Raw genomic sequence first — 16,292 nt, 5'->3', positions numbered from 1 at the left:
TAGGCCCGCTCCGGGGGCGCGCCAAGGGCCCGAGGGAGAACGCCGCGCGCCCCGCGTGGTGCAGCGGTCCAGGGACGCGTACACCGGCACCGCGTCGCCGGACGCACGGCGGACCGCCCGCGGGGTCCACCCGGGCGCTACCGGCCGGTAGCGTCGTCCCCATGAAGGCGCTCCACATCACGGACACGACCGGCCCCGAGACGGCACTCGAGCTCGTCGAGCTGCCCGAGCCGGAGGCCTCGCACATGCTGACCCCCGGCGAGGGCGTCGTCATCGACGTCCACGCCGCCGGCGTGTCGTACCCCGAGCTCCTGCAGACCCGCGGCGAGTACCAGATGAAGCCGCCGCTGCCGTTCGTGCCGGGCAGCGAGGTCGGCGGCGTCGTGCGCAGCGCCCCGGCCGGCGCGAGCGTCGTCGCCGGCGATCGCGTCGCCGGCTTCTGCCTCCTCGGCGGGTGGGCCGAGGTCGCCGTCGCCCCCTCCTTCTTCACGTTCAAGCTGCCGGACGACGTCGACTTCGCGCAGGGCGCCGGGCTGGTCCTGAACTACCACACCGCCTACTTCTGCCTCGTGACCCGCGGGCGGCTGAAGGCCGGCGAGACCGTGCTCGTCCACGGCGCGGCCGGCGGCGTCGGGACCGCCGTGCTGCAGGTCGCCAAGGGGCTCGGCGCGAGGACGATCGCGGTCGTGTCGTCGGACGAGAAGGAGCAGGTCGCGCGCGGCGCCGGGGCGGACGAGGTCGTGCGGTCCGACGGGAGCTGGAAGGACGAGGCCGTCGAGCTCTCCGGCGGCGGCGTCGACATCGTCATCGACCCCGTCGGCGGCGACCGCTTCACCGACAGCCTGCGCTCGCTGCGCCGCGGCGGCCGCGTCGTCGTGGTCGGCTTCACCGGCGGCAGCATCCCGACGGTGAAGGTCAACCGGCTGCTGCTCAAGAACACCGAGGTCGTCGGCGCGGGCTGGGGCGAGGCCGCGCTGTCGGACCCCGCGCTGAACCTGGAGATCGGCGACGCGATCGCGCCGCTCCTGGCGTCCGGGGCCGTGCGCCCGATCGTCGGCCCGCGGTTCCCGTTCGCGCAGGCGGCCGACGCGCTCCTCACGCTCGACCAGCGGCGCGCCGTCGGCAAGGTCGTGCTGGACGTGCGCTGACGCCCGTCGCCCGCGGGCGGCGCGGACCGCTGCGTCGCCGCGGGCGACAGGGCCGGCGGCCGGGCCGCCTCCCCCGTGTCCGTCTAGCGGCGCGTCGTCGCGCGCCGACGGGTCGGCGTCGCCCGGCGCGTTGCCGTGACCCGGACGCTCCGGCGCCGCACCGCTGCCGCGCCCGCACCGCCGCGCACGGCGACCTCCAGCGTGGCGACCACCGGTGCGGACAGCCCGCGGACGACGCCCCGGGCGGCCTTCGACCGCACGCGGACCGACACCGTGCGGGTCCCGGCCGCCAGCCGCGCGTCGGTCGCGCCGAGCGTCACGGTGCGCAGGCGGGTGCCGCGACGGACCCGCGCGCGCAGGCGGACCCGGACCGCCACCGCACGGTCGGTCGTCAGCGCCACCCGCAGGCCGCCGTCGAGGAGTCCGGTCGCGGAGATCCTCGACCGTGCCGCCAGGCCGAGCACGGCTCCCGCGGTCGGCGGCGCCGTGGCGACCGGACGATCGGTGCGGAACGGCCCGGTGATCTCGTAGACCGCCCCGACGCCCCCGGCACGTTGCGACGCCGCGTACATCCGCGAGCCGTCCGGGCTGAACGCCACCCCGGTGATCTCGCTCTCCAGCTCGCTCGGGAGGAAATGCTCGGGGCCCGTGAACTTCGCGAACCGGGCGACCTCGCCCTCCCGCGTGATCATGCAGACGTCCATCGCGTCGGGGTCGTTGTCGTAGCTGTCCTCGCAGACGAAGAGGTCGCCCGAGCGCGACACGGTGATGTTGTCGACGCCCTGCAGCGGGGTCCCGGGGACGTCCTTCGCCGCGTAGACCGTCTCGATCCGACCGGCCGCGATGCGCAGCGCCCGGATCGTCTCGTCGCCGGTGGTGGCGAAGTAGACGGAGCCGTCGTCGAACCAGATCCCCTCGGCCCGCTTGAAGCGCGTCGCCCCGGCCACCTGCTCGCGGGTCGGGGTCGTCGCGGCGGACGGGTCGGGCACGGCGCGCCAGGTCACCGCGCCGTCGCCGGCCACGGTCGCGACCTCGAGCAGCCCGGCGTCGAGCGACGGATAGTCCTTCGGGGTGAAGCGGTAGAAGCACCCGTCGGAGAGGTCCTCCGTCAGGTAGATCCGCTCGCCGACCGGTTCGACGCACGCGGCCTCGTGCTTGAACACGCCCATCGCCGGGTGCACGACCGCCGGGGTCCTGCCGGTCGGGTCGCACTCCCAGATGCGGCCTCCCTCGGTCTCCTCGCAGGACAGCCACGTGCCCCACGGCGTCGGGCCGCCCGCGCAGTTCGTCGAGGTGCCCTCGAGGATCCGGTAGGCGTCCGTGATCGTGCCGTCCTTCGCGTAGCGGATCGCGGACGCACCGCCGGCGGCCGGCACCTCGGAGTTGATGACCTGGATCCAGCCGCCGTCGGAGGCCGGGAACGTCGCCGAGCCGTCGGGGAAGATCGGCAGGGCGTAGAGCGTGCCGCCGATCGGGACGCCCGCCCGGGCGACGACGCGGGAGCGGAACCCGGCGGGCAGGCGCAGGCCGTTCGCGTCGGGCGCGCCGAGCGGCCCGTAGGGGCCGGTGACGGCCTTCGTGACCGCGGCGGCCGCGGCGGTCTGGGTGCGCCAGAAGGCCGGGCCGAAGCCGGCGGCCAGCGCGGCGGCCGCGGCGCCCTTCAGCAGGCTGCGGCGCCCGAAGGCCGGTCCTCCGGCACGACCGACCGCCGGGCCGCCCGGCCCGCCGACGCGCTGCTCCGCGCTCATCGGGCGACGTTCAGCACGACGCGCGGGCCGCGGTCGCGGAGCTTGCCGGAGACCCGGACGCGGGCACGGACGACGACGCGGTACCGCTCGCCGCGGGGCAGCGCGGCCGGCAGGGTGGTCCTCCAGGTCTGGTCCGCGCGCAGCGCCGTGGCGCGCGCGCCCCGCGGCGAGGAGCACGAGCGCGGCGCGCCGAACGTGCGGCCGGTGCGCCAGGCGCAGCGACCGCCGCGGACCCGGGCGACGGCGACGGTGATGCGGCCGACCGTCGAGCGGCCGTTCACGCACCGCGCGCCGTCGTTGTCGCCGGTGACGACCCGCCCGCCGCGGCGCAGGGTGCGGGCGACCGTGGTGTCGATCGACGGTCGCGGGGATCGGCGGTCGGTGCACGGCGCCTGCGGGTCCAGGGCGCGGTTCGCGCGGTCCGACGCGGCGGGTCCGGCGGCCCGGCCGGCCTTCGCGGTCGCGTAGGGCCCGATGATCGACAGCCCGGCCCTCGCCGTCTTCTCCGGCGTGTCCGCGCCGATCCGCAGCCAGTACGTGCCGGTGCGCTTCGCGCGGAAGACCGTGGTCAGGATCGGCGAGCCCGCACGCACGAGGCCGTCGTCGGCGCACGCGACCGCGGTGCTCCCCGACGGCGTGGTCGAGAAGGCGGTGATCGACCCGGCGGTCGCGCCGGCGACCGCGGTCGCGTAGACGCCCTTCTTCGCGATGCGGACGCGCCGCCAGACGCCGGCCTCCGAGGCGCAGCGCGGCTGGGCCGGGTCGCCGAACGTCGTCGTCGCACCGGTCAGACCGACGACCTGGCCGGGGCCGGCGAACGCGAACGGCGCGGTCCGGAAGGCCTGGCCCTCGGGTGCGGGGAGTGCAGGCAGGCTCGTGGCGGCGAGCGAGGCGACGACCGGGACGGGGGCGTCACCGGCGCGCCAGCCGACCTGGACCAGGACCGAGGACCCGGCCGGGACGACGATCACCGTCGACGCGCCGAGGTCGCCGCGCGCGGCGTCGCCGGCGGTCTCGCGGCCGGAGCAGGACTGCGGCTCGTGGACGTCGATGCCCGACGCGCCGGGCTGCACGTAGGCGGCGAGGTCGGGCGTGGCCGTGCTGCCGTCCTTCGCGGCGGCCTCGATCGAGAGGCGGCGCGGCTTGGTCGACGACTCGATCGTGAGCCAGGCGGTGCGCTCGAACGACGAGCCGCCGAAGCACCGCGGCGCGGCGGCGTCGGGACCGGCGCCGTCGAGGACGAGCGTGCGCTGCAGGTCGGTGACCGGGCCGTTCTCGGCGTCGGCCGGCAGGAACGGGAGCGCACCGGACGGGCTGTCGCCCGGGACCGCGGCGGAGGCGACGGCCGGGAGCGTCGGCACGAGGGCCAGGCCGCACGCGGTGGCGAGCGCGGCACGGAGGAGGCGCGCGCTCATCGGCCCGCCCTCCGCGTCGTCAGGGCGTGTCGACGCGTACGCCGCTTCGCCGCCTGCTCGGCGATCCGCTCGCGGCGCTGCAGGTCGCGGTCGGCCACGGTGGCCAGGCGGCGCTGCCGCTGTGCCAGCGCGGTGCCCTTCGGGGCGGCGGCCGGCACCGGGTCGACCCGTCGCCCGTCGGGGCCGTCCACGACGGTCTCCCGCGCGCTCGTCCGGGACGCGGTGGTCGCGACGGCCGACTGCTGCGGGATCGCGTTGGTGCCGCGCGGCTGCACGAACGACGCGAGCGTCCGCGACGGCGCGTCCTTCTTCGTGATGTCGTTGACGCGGAAGTCGATGCTCAGCGCGTCCTTCGTGACCTTGGCGAGCGCGTACCCGTGCTGCGCGCCCTCGAAGTACTTGATGTGCGTGTTCAGCGCCCGGATCGCCGGCGTCCCCAGGGCGTTGACGAGGTCGGGGAAGCCGGGCGAGGTGACCGAGCCGCCGATGTACTCGGTGGCGACCGAGCGGCCGTCGAACAGGAGGTCGTTGGCCATGTACAGGTGGATGTCGCCGGTCAGGAAGACGACGTCGGAGATGCCCTGCGTCGCGATGTGGCCCAGCAGCTCGGCCCGCTCCTGCGGGTAGCCGTCCCACTGGTCGCTGTTGACGGTCGCCAGGGTCGCGCCGAGGGGCGAGAGGCCGAGCGGGGCGATCATGTCCGGGTTGCCGACGAGCTTGAAGGTCGCGTCGCTGCCCTTCAGCCCCTTCTTCAGCCAGTCCATCTGGGTGCGGCCGAGGAACGCCGTGCCGGGGTCGCCGGTCGTGCGGTACTGGCGCTGGTCGGTGATGAAGACCTCGGCGTTCCTGCCGTAGCGCAGCGAGCGGTAGAGCCGGAAGCGGTCGTTCTGGAACGCCAGCCGCGGGAGCCACTCGAACGACGCCCGGTAGCCGGCGTTGCGCTGGAGGTCCGACGGCGACGGCGCGCCGTCGGTGTAGTTGTCGGCGACCTCGTGGTCGTCCCAGACGTGGACCACCGGGTGGAGGCGGTGCAGCTCGCGCAGCGGCGCGTCGGCGCGGTAGAGCCGCAGCTTGTTGCGGTAGCTCGTGAGGTCGGTCGACGCGGGGTCGATCGCGTTCGGGCCGCGGCCCTTGCCGCCGTACTCGCCGTAGCTGTACTCGTACGTGTAGTCGCCGAGGAACGCCACGAGGTCGAGGTCGTCGCGGACCGCGGCGTCGCTGTGGGCGGAGAAGTACCCGGCGCCGTAGTTCTGGCAGCTCGAGTAGGCGATCGAGACGGGCACGTCGCTGTCGGCGGGCGGCGCGGTCTTCGTGCGGCCCACCGGCGAGGTCTCGGTCTGCGACTGCCAGACGTACCAGTAGTGCGCCGACGGCTTCAGGCCGCCGACGCGGGCCTTCAGCGTGTGGTCGACGCCCGACGACGTCGGGACGACGACGTTCGCGACGACCTGGTTCAGGCCGGGGTCGGCCGCGACGATCAGCCGCGCGGCGCTGCGGGGCTGGTCCGTCGTCAGGCGACCCCAGAAGGTGACCGCGTCGGGCGTGGGCTCGCCGGAGGCGACGCCGTCGAGGAACCGCCCGCGGCCGACGCCGCGGGTCGTGGGCAGCAGGCGGGCGTGGGCGTCGGTCGTCAGGGCCAGGCCGGCGGCGAGGGAGGAGCCGGCGACGACGAGCTCACGACGGGTGATGGATATGCGGGACACGGCCTCGGGGCGGGTCGGTGACGGGGACCGCGCGGCGTGAGGGCGCGCGCACGGGTCGGTGTCATCGTCCCCCATCCCGACGATCGGGTGGTGAACATTCGGGGCGGCGGTGTTCCGCGCCGCTGCCTCGCGCGCCGCACCGCGCGGGTGTACGCCGTCCCTCCGAGGTCTACCAGGCGATGGGTCCGTCGTCGTCCGTGAAGGTCCCCGTCGGGCCGTCGTCCGGCAGCGTCGCCAGGCGCACCACGACCGCGGCGCCCTGCTCCGGCGTGCGCGCACCGGCGGGGTGGCCGGTGAAGTCCGTGGCGACGTACCCGGGGCACGCGGCGTTGACGAGGACGGCGGCCTCGCGGAGCTGCTGCGCGTAAAGCACCGTGAGCGCGTTGACGGCCGCCTTCGACGGCGAGTAGGCCACCATCACCGGCATCCGCTCCCCGGCGTGGGCCATCGCGGCGATCGATCCCATGGTGCTCGAGACGTTCACGATGCGGGCGCGGGACGAGGCGCGCAGCAGCGGGAGGACCGCATCCGTGACCCGCACCAGGCCCAGGACGTTCGTCTCGAACACCGACCGCAGGACCTCGGCCCCCGCCTCGCCGGGGTCCTGCGGAAGGCCGCCGGAGACGCCGGCGTTGTTGACGAGGACGTCGAGCCCGCCCCGCTGCTCGAGCAGCCCGGCCGCCGACCCGACGCTCGCGTCGTCGGTCACGTCGAGCGGCACGGCGAAGGCCTCGATCCCCCCGTCCCGCAGCCGGCGCACGGCGTCGTCGCGCCGGCCGGCGTCCCGCGCACCGACCCCCACCGCGAACCCCCGCCGTCCGAGCTCCGTGGCCACGGCGAGGCCGATGCCCTTGTTCGCGCCCGTCACCAGTGCGGTCCCCGTGGTCGTCATGGGAGCAGTGTGCGACGCGGCGGACCGGGCGTCCAAGACCGATCGGGCACGGTCCGATACCGGCCGGGCATCGTGGTCAGTTACCGTCCCAGCGACGATGGAGACGCGCGAGCTCCGCTACGTGGTGGCGGTCGCGGACGAGGGACACTTCGGCCGGGCGGCGGAACGACTGCGGATCTCGCAGCCGCCGCTGTCGCGCGCCATCGCGCAGCTCGAGCGCCGGCTCGGCACCACGCTGTTCGAGCGGCGACGCGACGGCGTCCGGCCGACCCCGGCCGGCGAGGTCCTCGTCCGCGAGGCCCGGGGCGCGCTGACGGCCGTCGAGGCGGCGGAGCGTCGCACCGTGCGGGCGGGGGCGGTGCGGCGCCACATGGTCGTCGCGGCGCGCAGCGGACAGAAGCCCGCGTTCCTCGCCGGGGTGCTCGACGCCTACGCGGCGGACCCCGACGCGCTGCCCGTCGAGGTGCTGCTCGACCGGACGGGACGGCAGGCCTCGATGGTGCGCGACGGCCGTGCCGACGTCGCCGTGCTGCACCTGCCGTTCGACGATCCGGACGGCCTGCGGACGCAGGCGTTCTGCACGGAGCCGCAGGTGGCGGTGCTGCCGGAGGGCCATCCCTTGGGCGCGCGGGACGCGGTGCGGCTCGCCGACGTGGCCGCGATTCCCGGCCTGCCGCTGCTCGGTCACGACGATGCGGCCACCGTCGCCGGCGACCCGCGGGCGGCGCTGACCGACCTCGTCGGCGCCGGGCAGCTCGTCGCCCTCGGCCGCGCGTGCGTCGTCGTGCCCCGATCGGCCCGGTCGCAGCTGCCCGCGGACCTCGAGACGGTCCCCGTCGCGGACGCCCCCGACCTCACCGCCGCCATCGGATGGGTGCCCGACGCCGCGACCGACGGGGTCCTCCGGCTCCTCGACGCCGCAGAGCGCTTCCGGGCGTCGTTCGGACCGCTCGTGACCACGACGTGAGCGGCGCGCCCCGCTGGACCTCCGGCCCGTCGCGGTCGCTGGCGCTCGTCGTCCTCGTCGTCCTCGGCGCCACCCTCGCGGTCGTCGGCCTCGCCCTGCCGCGGCACGAGGAGCACGCCCCGCGGATCGCCCCGCCCGCGCTCGAGGTCGTCTCGCTCGGCGACTCGCTGAGCCGCGGGGTCCAGCCGCTCGCCGCGGGCGGGGGACTGCGGACCACCGACCGGGGCTATGCGCCCCGGCTGGCGGCGGCGCTGCGCGCGCGGCACGGCGAGGTCCGGCTCGTCGAGGCCGGCTGCCCCGACGCCGACACCGACACCCTGCTCCGCGGCGGTCGCTGCGCCCCGCGCGCGGCCGTGCCCTACGCGAACGACGGGCCGTCCACCTCGCAGGTCACCTGGGCCGCCCGCCGGCTGCGCGAGCGCGGGGACGCGCCGACGCTCGTCACCCTCGACGTCGGCGGCAACGACCTCCTCCCGTGCTTGAACGCCGACCGCGCCAGGCTGTCGCGCTGCCTCGCCGCCGCGGAGCCCGGGCTGCTGCGACGGACGCGGACGATCACGCGCCGGCTGAAGGCCGCCGCGGGCTCGCGGACCGTCCTCGTCGGCGCGACGGTCTACGACCCCTACGTCGGTCTGCTGCGGGTCGGCGGCGCGCCGCGCGGGGCCGTGCTCGCGCTGCACCGGACGATCCGCGACCGCGTGAACCCCCGCCTGTCCCGCGTGCTGCGCGCCGAGGGCTGGGAGGTCGCGGAGCTCGGCCGCGCGCTCGGCGGCAACGCGCCGCTCACCGGGAAGGACCCGCGGGCCGTCCGAGCCGCCTGCGCCTACACCTGGATGTGCGCCCTGAACGACGTGCACCTGAACGACCGGGGCTACGCGCGGGCGGCGCGGCTCTTCGACCGGGCGTCCCGCGCCGCGGTCGACGGCGCGCTCGGCTGACGGGCTCCCCGGCGCCGTCCGGACCGACCCCCGCCGGTCCGCGGTCATTCGCGGTCGGATACCGACCATCCGTGACCCCGCGGTGTGGCGCCCGTCCGACCGCGGTCACTCGTGGTCGAAGACCGACCATCGGTGACCACCCGACCCGAATCCCTGTCCCGACCTCCCCGGCCGCTCCACCCCGCCGACGGGGGACGCCGCGGCTCAGCCCGGTTCATCGACCGCGAGCGCGACGGCCCTGGCACCCGCGCCCCACACCACGGCGCCGACCACCACGGCGACGGGCACGAGGACCAGCGACCAGAGGCCGATGGCGACCGGCGACAGGGCCAGCACCTCGGCGTCGGCGAGACGGTCGAGCACGAAGCCGATCAGGAGGCCCACCAGGTACGTGGGCAGGGCCACGGCGGCGAGCGCGACCAGCGCGGCCAGGACGAGCCGGACGGCGTTGCCGCGCGTCGACCGCCACGAGCGCGCGACCGCCGCCCGCAGCGGGACGTCCCGCTCGAGCGCGAGCGCGGGCCACAGCGAGAGGCGCATCAGCACCACGGCGATCGCGCCGAGCCCGAGGACGAGCACCACCGACGTCAGCTGGAAGCGCACCCTCCCCGCGAGCACCGCGACGGCGATCACCGCACCGGCCACGACCGCGACCGCGAGGGCGATCACGACCGTCCAGAGCGCGACGAGCGGCCACGCGGCCCACGCGCGGCGCAGGCCCTCCCCCGCGCTCCGGGACCCGGCGGTGGCCGCGCCGACGACGAGGCCCGCCGCGACGATCACCGCGACGCCGACGACGAGCAGCAGGGCCAGCAGCACGAGCAGGCGGACGCCGAACCCGTCGGGCCGGACGATCACGGCCCCCTCCGCGCCTCGCGGCGCACCGGCGATGAGCTCCGTGAGGGCCACGTCGGCACCCGCCCGGAGCACCCCGCGGATCGCCAGGACGACGGGGACCAGGGGCAGCAGGAGCACGAGCGTCGGCAGCAGCGCGGCCCCCGGCCGGCGGCGGATGCGGTGCAGGCCCGCCAGCAGCGGCTGCGTCAGCCCGAAGGCGACCGACGGCGCGGCCGAGGAGGCGGAGGACGGGGCGGACACCGGCGGGGAGCCTACCGCGGAGCCGCACGCCCACCGGGGTGGACGGACCGCCGGAACCACGGTGCGCACGGCGGTCGACGCATGAACTACCCTGGGCCCCCGAGCGAGGTGGGGTACGGCGTCGCTGTCCCCTGCAACTCCCCGCAGCGCTCGTCAGCGATCGACGTGCGCCCCGACATCCTCTCGGCCTCCGGCCGCGGCCTCCGACCACGCCTCGCGGCGCTCGTCGCCGTCGTCGCCACCGCGGCCGCGTCGGGCGCGCTCGGCGGGTGCGGCGACGATGCGGGACCGGACGCCCTGCAGGTGATCTCGCTCGGCGACTCGCTCGCCGTGGGCGTCCAGCCGAAGCTCCTCGGTGGCGGCCAGGAGACCCGTCAGGGCTACCCCCGCAGGTTCGCCGCCGACCTCCGCGACGAGGGCCGCGGCGTCCGCCTGATCGAGCTCGGCTGCGGCGGCGCGACCTCCGGGTCGGTGCTCTCCGGCGGCCGGAGATGCGCTCCGGACCGCGACACGCCGTACCGCAACGAGGACCCCTCGACGTCCCAGGCCACCTGGGCGGAGGGGCTGTTGTCGTCGACGCGCGGGAGGCCCCGCGTCGTCCTGGTCGACATCGGCGGCAACGACGTCGGCTCGTGCTATTCCGCCGGCCGCGTGCTGCCGGGCTGCATCGCGAAGGCGGGCGCCGCGCTGCGCACGAACCTGTCCGAGCTGCTCTCCCGGCTGCGCGAGGTCGACCGCGACGTCCCGATCGGCGTGCTCTCCCTGTACGACCCGCTGCTCGGGCTCTGGGACGACCAGCCGGCCTCGCGTCCGCTGCTGGCCCGCGAGCACCGGACGTTCCTCACGCAGGTCAACGGCACGATCGCCCGCGCGGCCCGCCGGCACGACGCCACGCTCGTCGACCTGGCGGGTGCGATGGACCAGTCCGCGCCCCTGGATCCGGGATCAAACATCCGTCCGCGAGCCGTGACAGCGGTCTGCCGATACACCTGGATGTGCGTCTCCGCCCCCCGGACGCCGGACATCCACCTGCGCAAGGACGGCTACGACCTGGCCGCGCGCGTCGCGACGTCCGCCCTGCGCCCCCGCCTGCCGAGGTCCGGATGACCTTCCGGCCCCCCGAGCCCACCGAGCCGGAGGTCCGCCCCGTCGGACCCGCCCCGCGCGTGGCGCTGCGGCCCTTCGTCGCGATCCTCGAGCGCGCCCGCAGCCAGGTCGGCCTGCAGCTGACGCTGTCGCTGCTCGTCTGCTTCGTCGCGCCCGCGATCCTCCTGGCCGCCGTCACCGAGCTCGTGCAGCCCGTGCTCGGATGGGTCCTCTACGGGGTCGCCGTCGCGTACCTCCTGACCTGCCTCCTGATGCTGGCCGAGGCCAACCTCGCCGTCCGGCGGTCCGCCCGCGCGCTGCCGCCGCCGGCGTCCGACGGCTGGGACCCGACGGTCACGCTGATCGTCGTCGCGTACCTGCCCAACGAGGTGGACATCATCGAGGAGACCCTGCTGCACCTGTGCCGCGAGGTCGACGTGCCCGAGGGCCGGCTGCAGGTGCTGCTGGCGTACAACACGGACCGCCGGATGCCGCTCGAGCAGGACCTCCGCGACCTCGCCGAGCGCGTGCCGGAGATCGACGTCCTGTGCGTGCCCGGCAGCGTCTCGAAGGCCGAGAACATCATGGGCGCCCTGCCGCACGTCCGTGGCGAGGTCACCGCGATCCTCGACGCCGACCACCACCTGCGCCGCGACGCCGCCCAGATCGCGCTGCGCTGGATCGACCAGGGCTACGACGTCGTCCAGGGCCGCTGCATCATCCGCAACACCGATCGCAACGTCCTGACGAAGGTCATCGGGGCCGAGTTCGAGGGGATCTACGGGATCGCCCACTCCGGCCGGTCGCTCCTCACCGACACCGCGATCTTCGGCGGCGCCAACGGCTGGTGGCGCACGGACGTCCTGCGCCGCCTGGGCGTCGACCACCGCATGCTCACCGAGGACATCGACGTCTCGATGCGCGCGCTCCTGTCGGGCTACCGCATCGTCCACGAGCGGGCCGTCGTGTCGACCGAGCTGGCGCCCGCGACGTTCCGCGGCTGGTGGAAGCAGCGCACCCGGTGGGCACAGGGCTGGTTCCAGGTCACGATCCGCCACACGCCGGATGTGCGCCGGTCCCGCGTCCTCGGGCCCTGGGTGCGGTTCTACTGGCTCGTGATGCTCGTCTGGCGCGAGATGTTCCCGATCATCTCGCTGCAGATCTTCACGGTGCTCGCGGCCCAGGCGATCGCCGGGCTGCCGTTCCACCTGCTGCGCGACCCGTTCCTGATCGCCACGACGATCATCACGCTGCTGACCGGCGTCGTCCTCGGCCTGGCGTCGTACCGGACGGCGACCGACGAGTCCCGTCGCGCGCTGGGCCTGCAGTGGTTCGTCGTCTACTGCGTGCTCGCGCTGCCCTACACCGTGCTGAAGAACGCCGTCGCGCAGGCCGCGATGGTGCGCGAGATCGTCGGCGACCGCCGCTGGATGGTCACGCGCCGCGAGGGGCCCCGGACGCCCCCGCGCACCGTCCTCGGCGGACCGGGCTCCCCCGCGCCCGGTCCCGGCCAGCCGTCCCCCGCCCCGACCCGAACGATCGAGTCCGCATGACCGCAGTCGCCCCGACCCCGTCGTCCCGCACCCTCGTCGCCCTGACGACGGCCGGGCTGCTGGGGCTCGTCGCACCGTCGGCCGCCTCCGCGGCGTCGTCGACGGTGCCGCTGACGGGCCCGGACGACCCGGCGGTGCGGTTCGGCGGCGGGCTCGACCGCTTCGCGGGCGGGATCCCCGTCCCTGTCCGCTGGACGTCGGTCGGCGGGTCGGTCCGCCTGCGCTGGCGGGCGTCGCAGCAGCTCGCGGGCAGCTCGGGGCTCCAGGTGCGCGTTGGCGACACGATCGTCGGCAGCACGAACCTCGGGCCCGGGTCCGGCTCCGCGTCGTTCCCGATCCCCCGCACGGCCCTGCGCGGGACGGACCGCACCGTCCCGGTGTCGATCGAGACGCGCCTGTCGACCGCGCGGGCGCAGTGCCCGACGCCGGACGACCCGTCGGCCTGGCTCGAGCTCGACCGCTCCTCCGGCGTCACCGTCGCCGGCACCGACCCGCGCGCCGCCCCGCGGCTGAAGGACCTACCGGGCGCCCTCGTCAACGGCGTCGGGCGTCGTCGCGGCAAGATCCTCGTCCGGTTCGCCTCCCGGCCGACGCCGGACGCGATCCGCGCCGCGTCGCTGGCCGTGGGCGAGATCGCCGCCCGCGCCGGGGGCGACGGCGTGGCCGTGCGGGTCGCGGTCGCGGGCTCCAGCACGCGCCGGCGCACCGGCGAGTCGGTCGTCGCGATCTCCGACGGCGTCGCGACCCCGAACGTCCGCACGTCGCTGATCGGGATGGACCGCGCCACGCTCGTCGTCCTCTCCGGTCGTGGCGAGGGCCTGCTCCGCGCCGCAGGGGCGCTGCGCCCGACCGTGGCGCGCCGGCTCTCCGGCTCGTCCGCGTCCGGCCGGGCGCTGCCGGCGGTGACCGTCCGCCGCGGCACGATGCCCCGCCGCGTGCGCCTCCCGACCGGGCAGGTCACCGGGGTCGGCACGAACGACCTGTCGCTCGGCTTCCGCATCCCGGAGTGGCGCGAGGTCCTGCGCGGGTCCCGCCTGCGCCTGGCCGCCACGTACGACGCCCCGGCCGGCGGTCGCGCGGTCGTGGCGATCAACGGCCGCAACCTCGTCGGCGAGCCGCTCGACGTCCGCGGGCCGTCGCGGTTCGCGGTCGAGGAGGCCCTGGCCCCGCGCGGGCCGTCGCTGTTCCGTGGCGACCTGCGCGCAGGCGACAACACCGTGACGATCCGGACCCGGATCAACCGCCCGCGCGACCTCGGCTGCGCCCCCGACGGCTTCGACGCCGGCGGCCTGAACGTGCAGGACGCCGGGTCGGTCACCCTGCAGACCCGCGCGCGCAAGCCGACCGCGACGCTGTCGCTGCTGCCGTTCCCGCTGAACCGGAACCCCGGCTGGGAGGGCACGACGGTCCAGCTGCCGGCGTCCCCGACCGAGCGCGAGGTCGCCGCCGTGATCGGCACGCTCGCGGAGGCGCGGCGCGTCAGCCGCGAGCTCGTGCTGCCCGCGGTCCAGCTCGGCGGCGACACGCCCGACGGCACCGCGCTCGTCCTCGCCCGCCCCGGCCGGGTCCCGGACGCCCTCGCCAAGGGCATCCCCGGCGGCCGCGGCGAGGGCGTCCTGAACGTCACGCGCGACGGCGACGCCGTCCGCGTCTTGGCGATCGGCCCGAAGGCGCTGTTGCCGCTGACCGACGGCTACGGCGTCGGCAAGATCCAGGGCCGGACGGTCGAGGCCCTGAGCGCGGACCGCGTGGCGGTCCGGGTGCCGGACCGCGCGCTCGTCACGGGCGTCCAGAGCGGGCCCGTCCCGTGGCGCTGGCCGCTGATCGTGATCGGCGTGGCGATCCTCGCGTTCGCCGCCCTGGCGCTCCGCAGCACCGGCCGCCGCCTGCGCCGGCGCACCGCGGGCGCCGCGCCCCCGACCGACGGGTCCGATGGCGACGGCCGCTCCTGATCCCGGTGCGGTGAGAACGGCGCCGCCCGCGGGCGGTCCGTCCGGCGGCGCGAAGCCGAAGGCGCGCCGGCCCGGCGGCGGGAACCGGCTGCGCGAGCTCGACGGGCTGCGCGCGCTGATGTTCATCGTCGTCCTCTTCCACGCCTACCAGGCGTCGGTCGGGGACTACTCGCTGCACGCGTTCCGGGACTACTCGACGCCCGGCGTCGTCTTCGGCGGGATCGACGGCCTGCTGCCGCTGTTCTTCCTGCTCTCCGGCTTCGCGACGTACTACGGCTTCGGCGGTGCGGTGTTGCTCGGCAAGCGGCTCCCCGGCAGTCGAGACTTCCTCTTCAAGCGCGGGCTGCGCCTGCTGCCGGTCTACGTCGTGGTCTTCCTCGTCGTGTGGGTCTGGCGCTACGGCGGCGGCAGCGCCCAGTGGTGGGACGTCTTCTGGGGCCTGTCGCTGCTGCAGACCTGGAGCACCGAGCACATCTTCCGGACCATCGACCCGGGCTGGTACCTGAGCGTCGAGTGGCAGTTCTCGATCGTCGTCGCGTTCGTCCTGCTCCCGTGGATGCGGACGATCGCGCGGTGGCCGATGCGCAGCCGGCTGCTCGGGATGCTCCTGCCGCCCCTGATCTTCATCGGCATCACGATCTGGTGGAAGAGCTCGCTGATCTCCCGCGGCGTGCCGGGGAGCGAGTTCGGCTCGTGGTTCGCGCCGCCGTCGTGGGCGTACCTGTACGGGATGGGGATGCTGCTCGGCGTCGCGCTGCTCCTGCACCGTCCCGACAAGTGGCGGCTGCCGAAGCCCTACCCGACCCTGATCGTCGTGGCCGGCACCTCGTGGCTCGTGTGGCTCTCGTCCGCGCGCCTGGGCTCGTCCGTGTTCGTCTCGCAGTGGTTCTTCGAGCTGTCGTTCCTGGCGCCGCTCTCCTGGATCCTCGGCGCCCTGACCGCCGACCCGGACGGCTGGATGCGGCGCCTGCTGCGCAGCCCGGTGGCCCAGCTCCTGGCCGCCGCGTCGTTCTCGACCTACCTGATCCACGCGCCGATCCTGCGCTCGCTGAACGTCCGGAACATCCTGCCGATGGACGTCCCCGCGCTGTGGCCGTTCTCCGCCCTCGCGCTGATCCTCATCGTCGTCCCGCTCGGCGTGCTCGCGTTCCGGTACATCGAGCAGCCGCTGTCGGGGCTCGACACGCTCCTGCAGCCGAAGCTCGACCGCGAGCTGAAGATCACGAAGGTCAGCGCCCCGACGCTGGCCGCGGGCACGGTCCTCCCGGAGGTCCCGGTGACCGACGCCGAGGGGCGTGCACGGACCGTCCGCCAGCTCACCGGACCGGGCGGCCTCCTGCTCCTCGTACACCCCTCCGACCCCGTGCCGAGCGGCCACCCTGCGCTGCAGGGGTCGAGCGGGGCGCTGCGGGCGTTCGACTCGTCCCAGTCCGCGGCGGCCGGCTTCGGGATCCGGATGGCGGCGCTGTCCCCACGCGTGCCGGCGGAGGAGGATTCCGGGGCTCCGCCCCACCCGGTCGACGAGCCGCTCGACGACGCCGTGGTCCACCTCCAGGACCCGAAGGCCGCGATCGCCTCGGCCCTCGGGCTGCTCGTCGTGCGAACGGCCGGCGGCCACCAGCAGCCGGAGATCGCGCTGGTCGCGATCGACCCCTCGGGCACCGTCGTCGGCGTGGCCCGTGACGAGGACCCGCACCGCCTGGTCCGCCGCGGCCTCGAGGCGCTGGCGGACGACGGACCGGAGGCCGCGCCGCTGCCGCCGGTGCCGGTGCCGGCCTGACGCCGGGCGCCG

General features: G+C 75.7%; 12 protein-coding genes. 7 read left to right on the top strand and 5 right to left on the bottom strand.

What is annotated here, in order from left to right; genetic code table 11:
- Window positions 1-161: 161 nt before the first annotated feature.
- Entirely contained in the window at window positions 162-1,148 is a 987-nt protein-coding gene (locus tag PATMI_RS0113520) for an NADPH:quinone oxidoreductase family protein (protein WP_026911271.1), read from the top strand.
- 83 nt (window positions 1,149-1,231) lie between these two features.
- Here PATMI_RS0113520 and PATMI_RS30005 read toward each other — a convergent pair whose 3' ends face one another.
- The 4 genes from PATMI_RS30005 to PATMI_RS0113500 all read right to left on the bottom strand — a co-directional run bounded on the left by PATMI_RS30005 (window position 1,232) and on the right by PATMI_RS0113500 (window position 6,906).
- Complete coding sequence (locus PATMI_RS30005; protein ID WP_084269936.1) at window positions 1,232-2,896, bottom strand: alkaline phosphatase PhoX; 1,665 nt, start codon at window positions 2,894-2,896, stop codon at window positions 1,232-1,234.
- Window positions 2,893-4,311, bottom strand: a complete 1,419-nt coding sequence (locus PATMI_RS0113510) for a hypothetical protein (protein ID WP_026911270.1) — start codon at window positions 4,309-4,311, stop codon at window positions 2,893-2,895. The genes PATMI_RS30005 and PATMI_RS0113510 overlap by 4 nt, the downstream gene beginning before the upstream one ends.
- On the bottom strand, window positions 4,308-6,014 hold the full coding sequence (locus PATMI_RS0113505; RefSeq protein WP_169738371.1) for an alkaline phosphatase D family protein: 1,707 nt from the start codon (window positions 6,012-6,014) through the stop codon (window positions 4,308-4,310). Before PATMI_RS0113505 ends, PATMI_RS0113510 begins: the two co-directional genes overlap by 4 nt.
- Window positions 6,015-6,183: 169 nt before the next feature.
- Entirely contained in the window at window positions 6,184-6,906 is a 723-nt protein-coding gene (locus PATMI_RS0113500; protein WP_026911268.1) for an SDR family NAD(P)-dependent oxidoreductase, read from the bottom strand.
- Window positions 6,907-7,003: 97 nt separating this feature from the next.
- On the opposite strand from PATMI_RS0113500, the gene PATMI_RS0113495 reads away from it, so the two are divergent.
- Both PATMI_RS0113495 and PATMI_RS0113490 read left to right on the top strand, forming a co-directional pair.
- Complete coding sequence (locus tag PATMI_RS0113495; protein WP_026911267.1) at window positions 7,004-7,873, top strand: LysR family transcriptional regulator; 870 nt, start codon at window positions 7,004-7,006, stop codon at window positions 7,871-7,873.
- Window positions 7,870-8,811: a GDSL-type esterase/lipase family protein gene (locus tag PATMI_RS0113490; protein WP_026911266.1), complete on the top strand. Its 942-nt coding sequence runs from the start codon at window positions 7,870-7,872 to the stop codon at window positions 8,809-8,811. The genes PATMI_RS0113495 and PATMI_RS0113490 overlap by 4 nt, the downstream gene beginning before the upstream one ends.
- 204 nt (window positions 8,812-9,015) lie before the next feature.
- On the opposite strand, the gene PATMI_RS0113485 is transcribed toward PATMI_RS0113490, so the two are convergent.
- Complete coding sequence (locus tag PATMI_RS0113485) at window positions 9,016-9,909, bottom strand: hypothetical protein (RefSeq protein WP_026911265.1); 894 nt, start codon at window positions 9,907-9,909, stop codon at window positions 9,016-9,018.
- 165 nt (window positions 9,910-10,074) lie between these two features.
- Between PATMI_RS0113485 and PATMI_RS0113480 the strand changes: the two genes are divergently transcribed.
- Genes PATMI_RS0113480 through PATMI_RS0113465 form a run of 4 tightly spaced genes read left to right on the top strand, consistent with a single transcriptional unit; the run spans window position 10,075 to window position 16,280 of the window.
- Window positions 10,075-11,016, top strand: a complete 942-nt coding sequence (locus tag PATMI_RS0113480; protein ID WP_169738370.1) for an SGNH/GDSL hydrolase family protein — start codon at window positions 10,075-10,077, stop codon at window positions 11,014-11,016.
- Window positions 11,013-12,548, top strand: coding sequence for a glycosyltransferase family 2 protein (locus tag PATMI_RS30000; protein WP_051471604.1), 1,536 nt, complete (start codon window positions 11,013-11,015; stop codon window positions 12,546-12,548). Before PATMI_RS0113480 ends, PATMI_RS30000 begins: the two co-directional genes overlap by 4 nt.
- Window positions 12,545-14,500, top strand: coding sequence for a cellulose biosynthesis cyclic di-GMP-binding regulatory protein BcsB (locus PATMI_RS0113470; RefSeq protein ID WP_026911263.1), 1,956 nt, complete (start codon window positions 12,545-12,547; stop codon window positions 14,498-14,500). Before PATMI_RS30000 ends, PATMI_RS0113470 begins: the two co-directional genes overlap by 4 nt.
- Window positions 14,501-14,510: 10 nt before the next feature.
- Window positions 14,511-16,280 (top strand): acyltransferase family protein, encoded by a 1,770-nt coding sequence (locus PATMI_RS0113465; protein ID WP_036725830.1) that lies wholly within the window; start codon window positions 14,511-14,513, stop codon window positions 16,278-16,280.
- The last annotated feature ends 12 nt before the right edge of the window (window positions 16,281-16,292 follow it).

This window comes from Patulibacter minatonensis DSM 18081, assembly GCF_000519325.1.
In the GTDB taxonomy this organism is placed as follows: Bacteria; Actinomycetota; Thermoleophilia; order Solirubrobacterales; family Solirubrobacteraceae; genus Patulibacter; species Patulibacter minatonensis.
The sequence above is the reverse complement of the archived record's forward strand: the minus strand, read 5'-3'. Positions and strand labels throughout refer to the sequence as shown.

What these genes read in the sequence shown, in the direction of transcription:
- PATMI_RS0113520 (WP_026911271.1), top strand. Translation starts at nt 162, where the DNA reads ATGAAGGCGCTCCACATCACGGACACGACCGGCCCCGAGACGGCACTC.
- PATMI_RS30005 (WP_084269936.1), bottom strand. Translation starts at nt 2,896, where the DNA reads ATGAGCGCGGAGCAGCGCGTCGGCGGGCCGGGCGGCCCGGCGGTCGGT.
- PATMI_RS0113510 (WP_026911270.1), bottom strand. Translation starts at nt 4,311, where the DNA reads ATGAGCGCGCGCCTCCTCCGTGCCGCGCTCGCCACCGCGTGCGGCCTG.
- PATMI_RS0113500 (WP_026911268.1), bottom strand. Translation starts at nt 6,906, where the DNA reads ATGACGACCACGGGGACCGCACTGGTGACGGGCGCGAACAAGGGCATC.
- PATMI_RS0113495 (WP_026911267.1), top strand. Translation starts at nt 7,004, where the DNA reads ATGGAGACGCGCGAGCTCCGCTACGTGGTGGCGGTCGCGGACGAGGGA.
- PATMI_RS30000 (WP_051471604.1), top strand. Translation starts at nt 11,013, where the DNA reads ATGACCTTCCGGCCCCCCGAGCCCACCGAGCCGGAGGTCCGCCCCGTC.
- PATMI_RS0113470 (WP_026911263.1), top strand. Translation starts at nt 12,545, where the DNA reads ATGACCGCAGTCGCCCCGACCCCGTCGTCCCGCACCCTCGTCGCCCTG.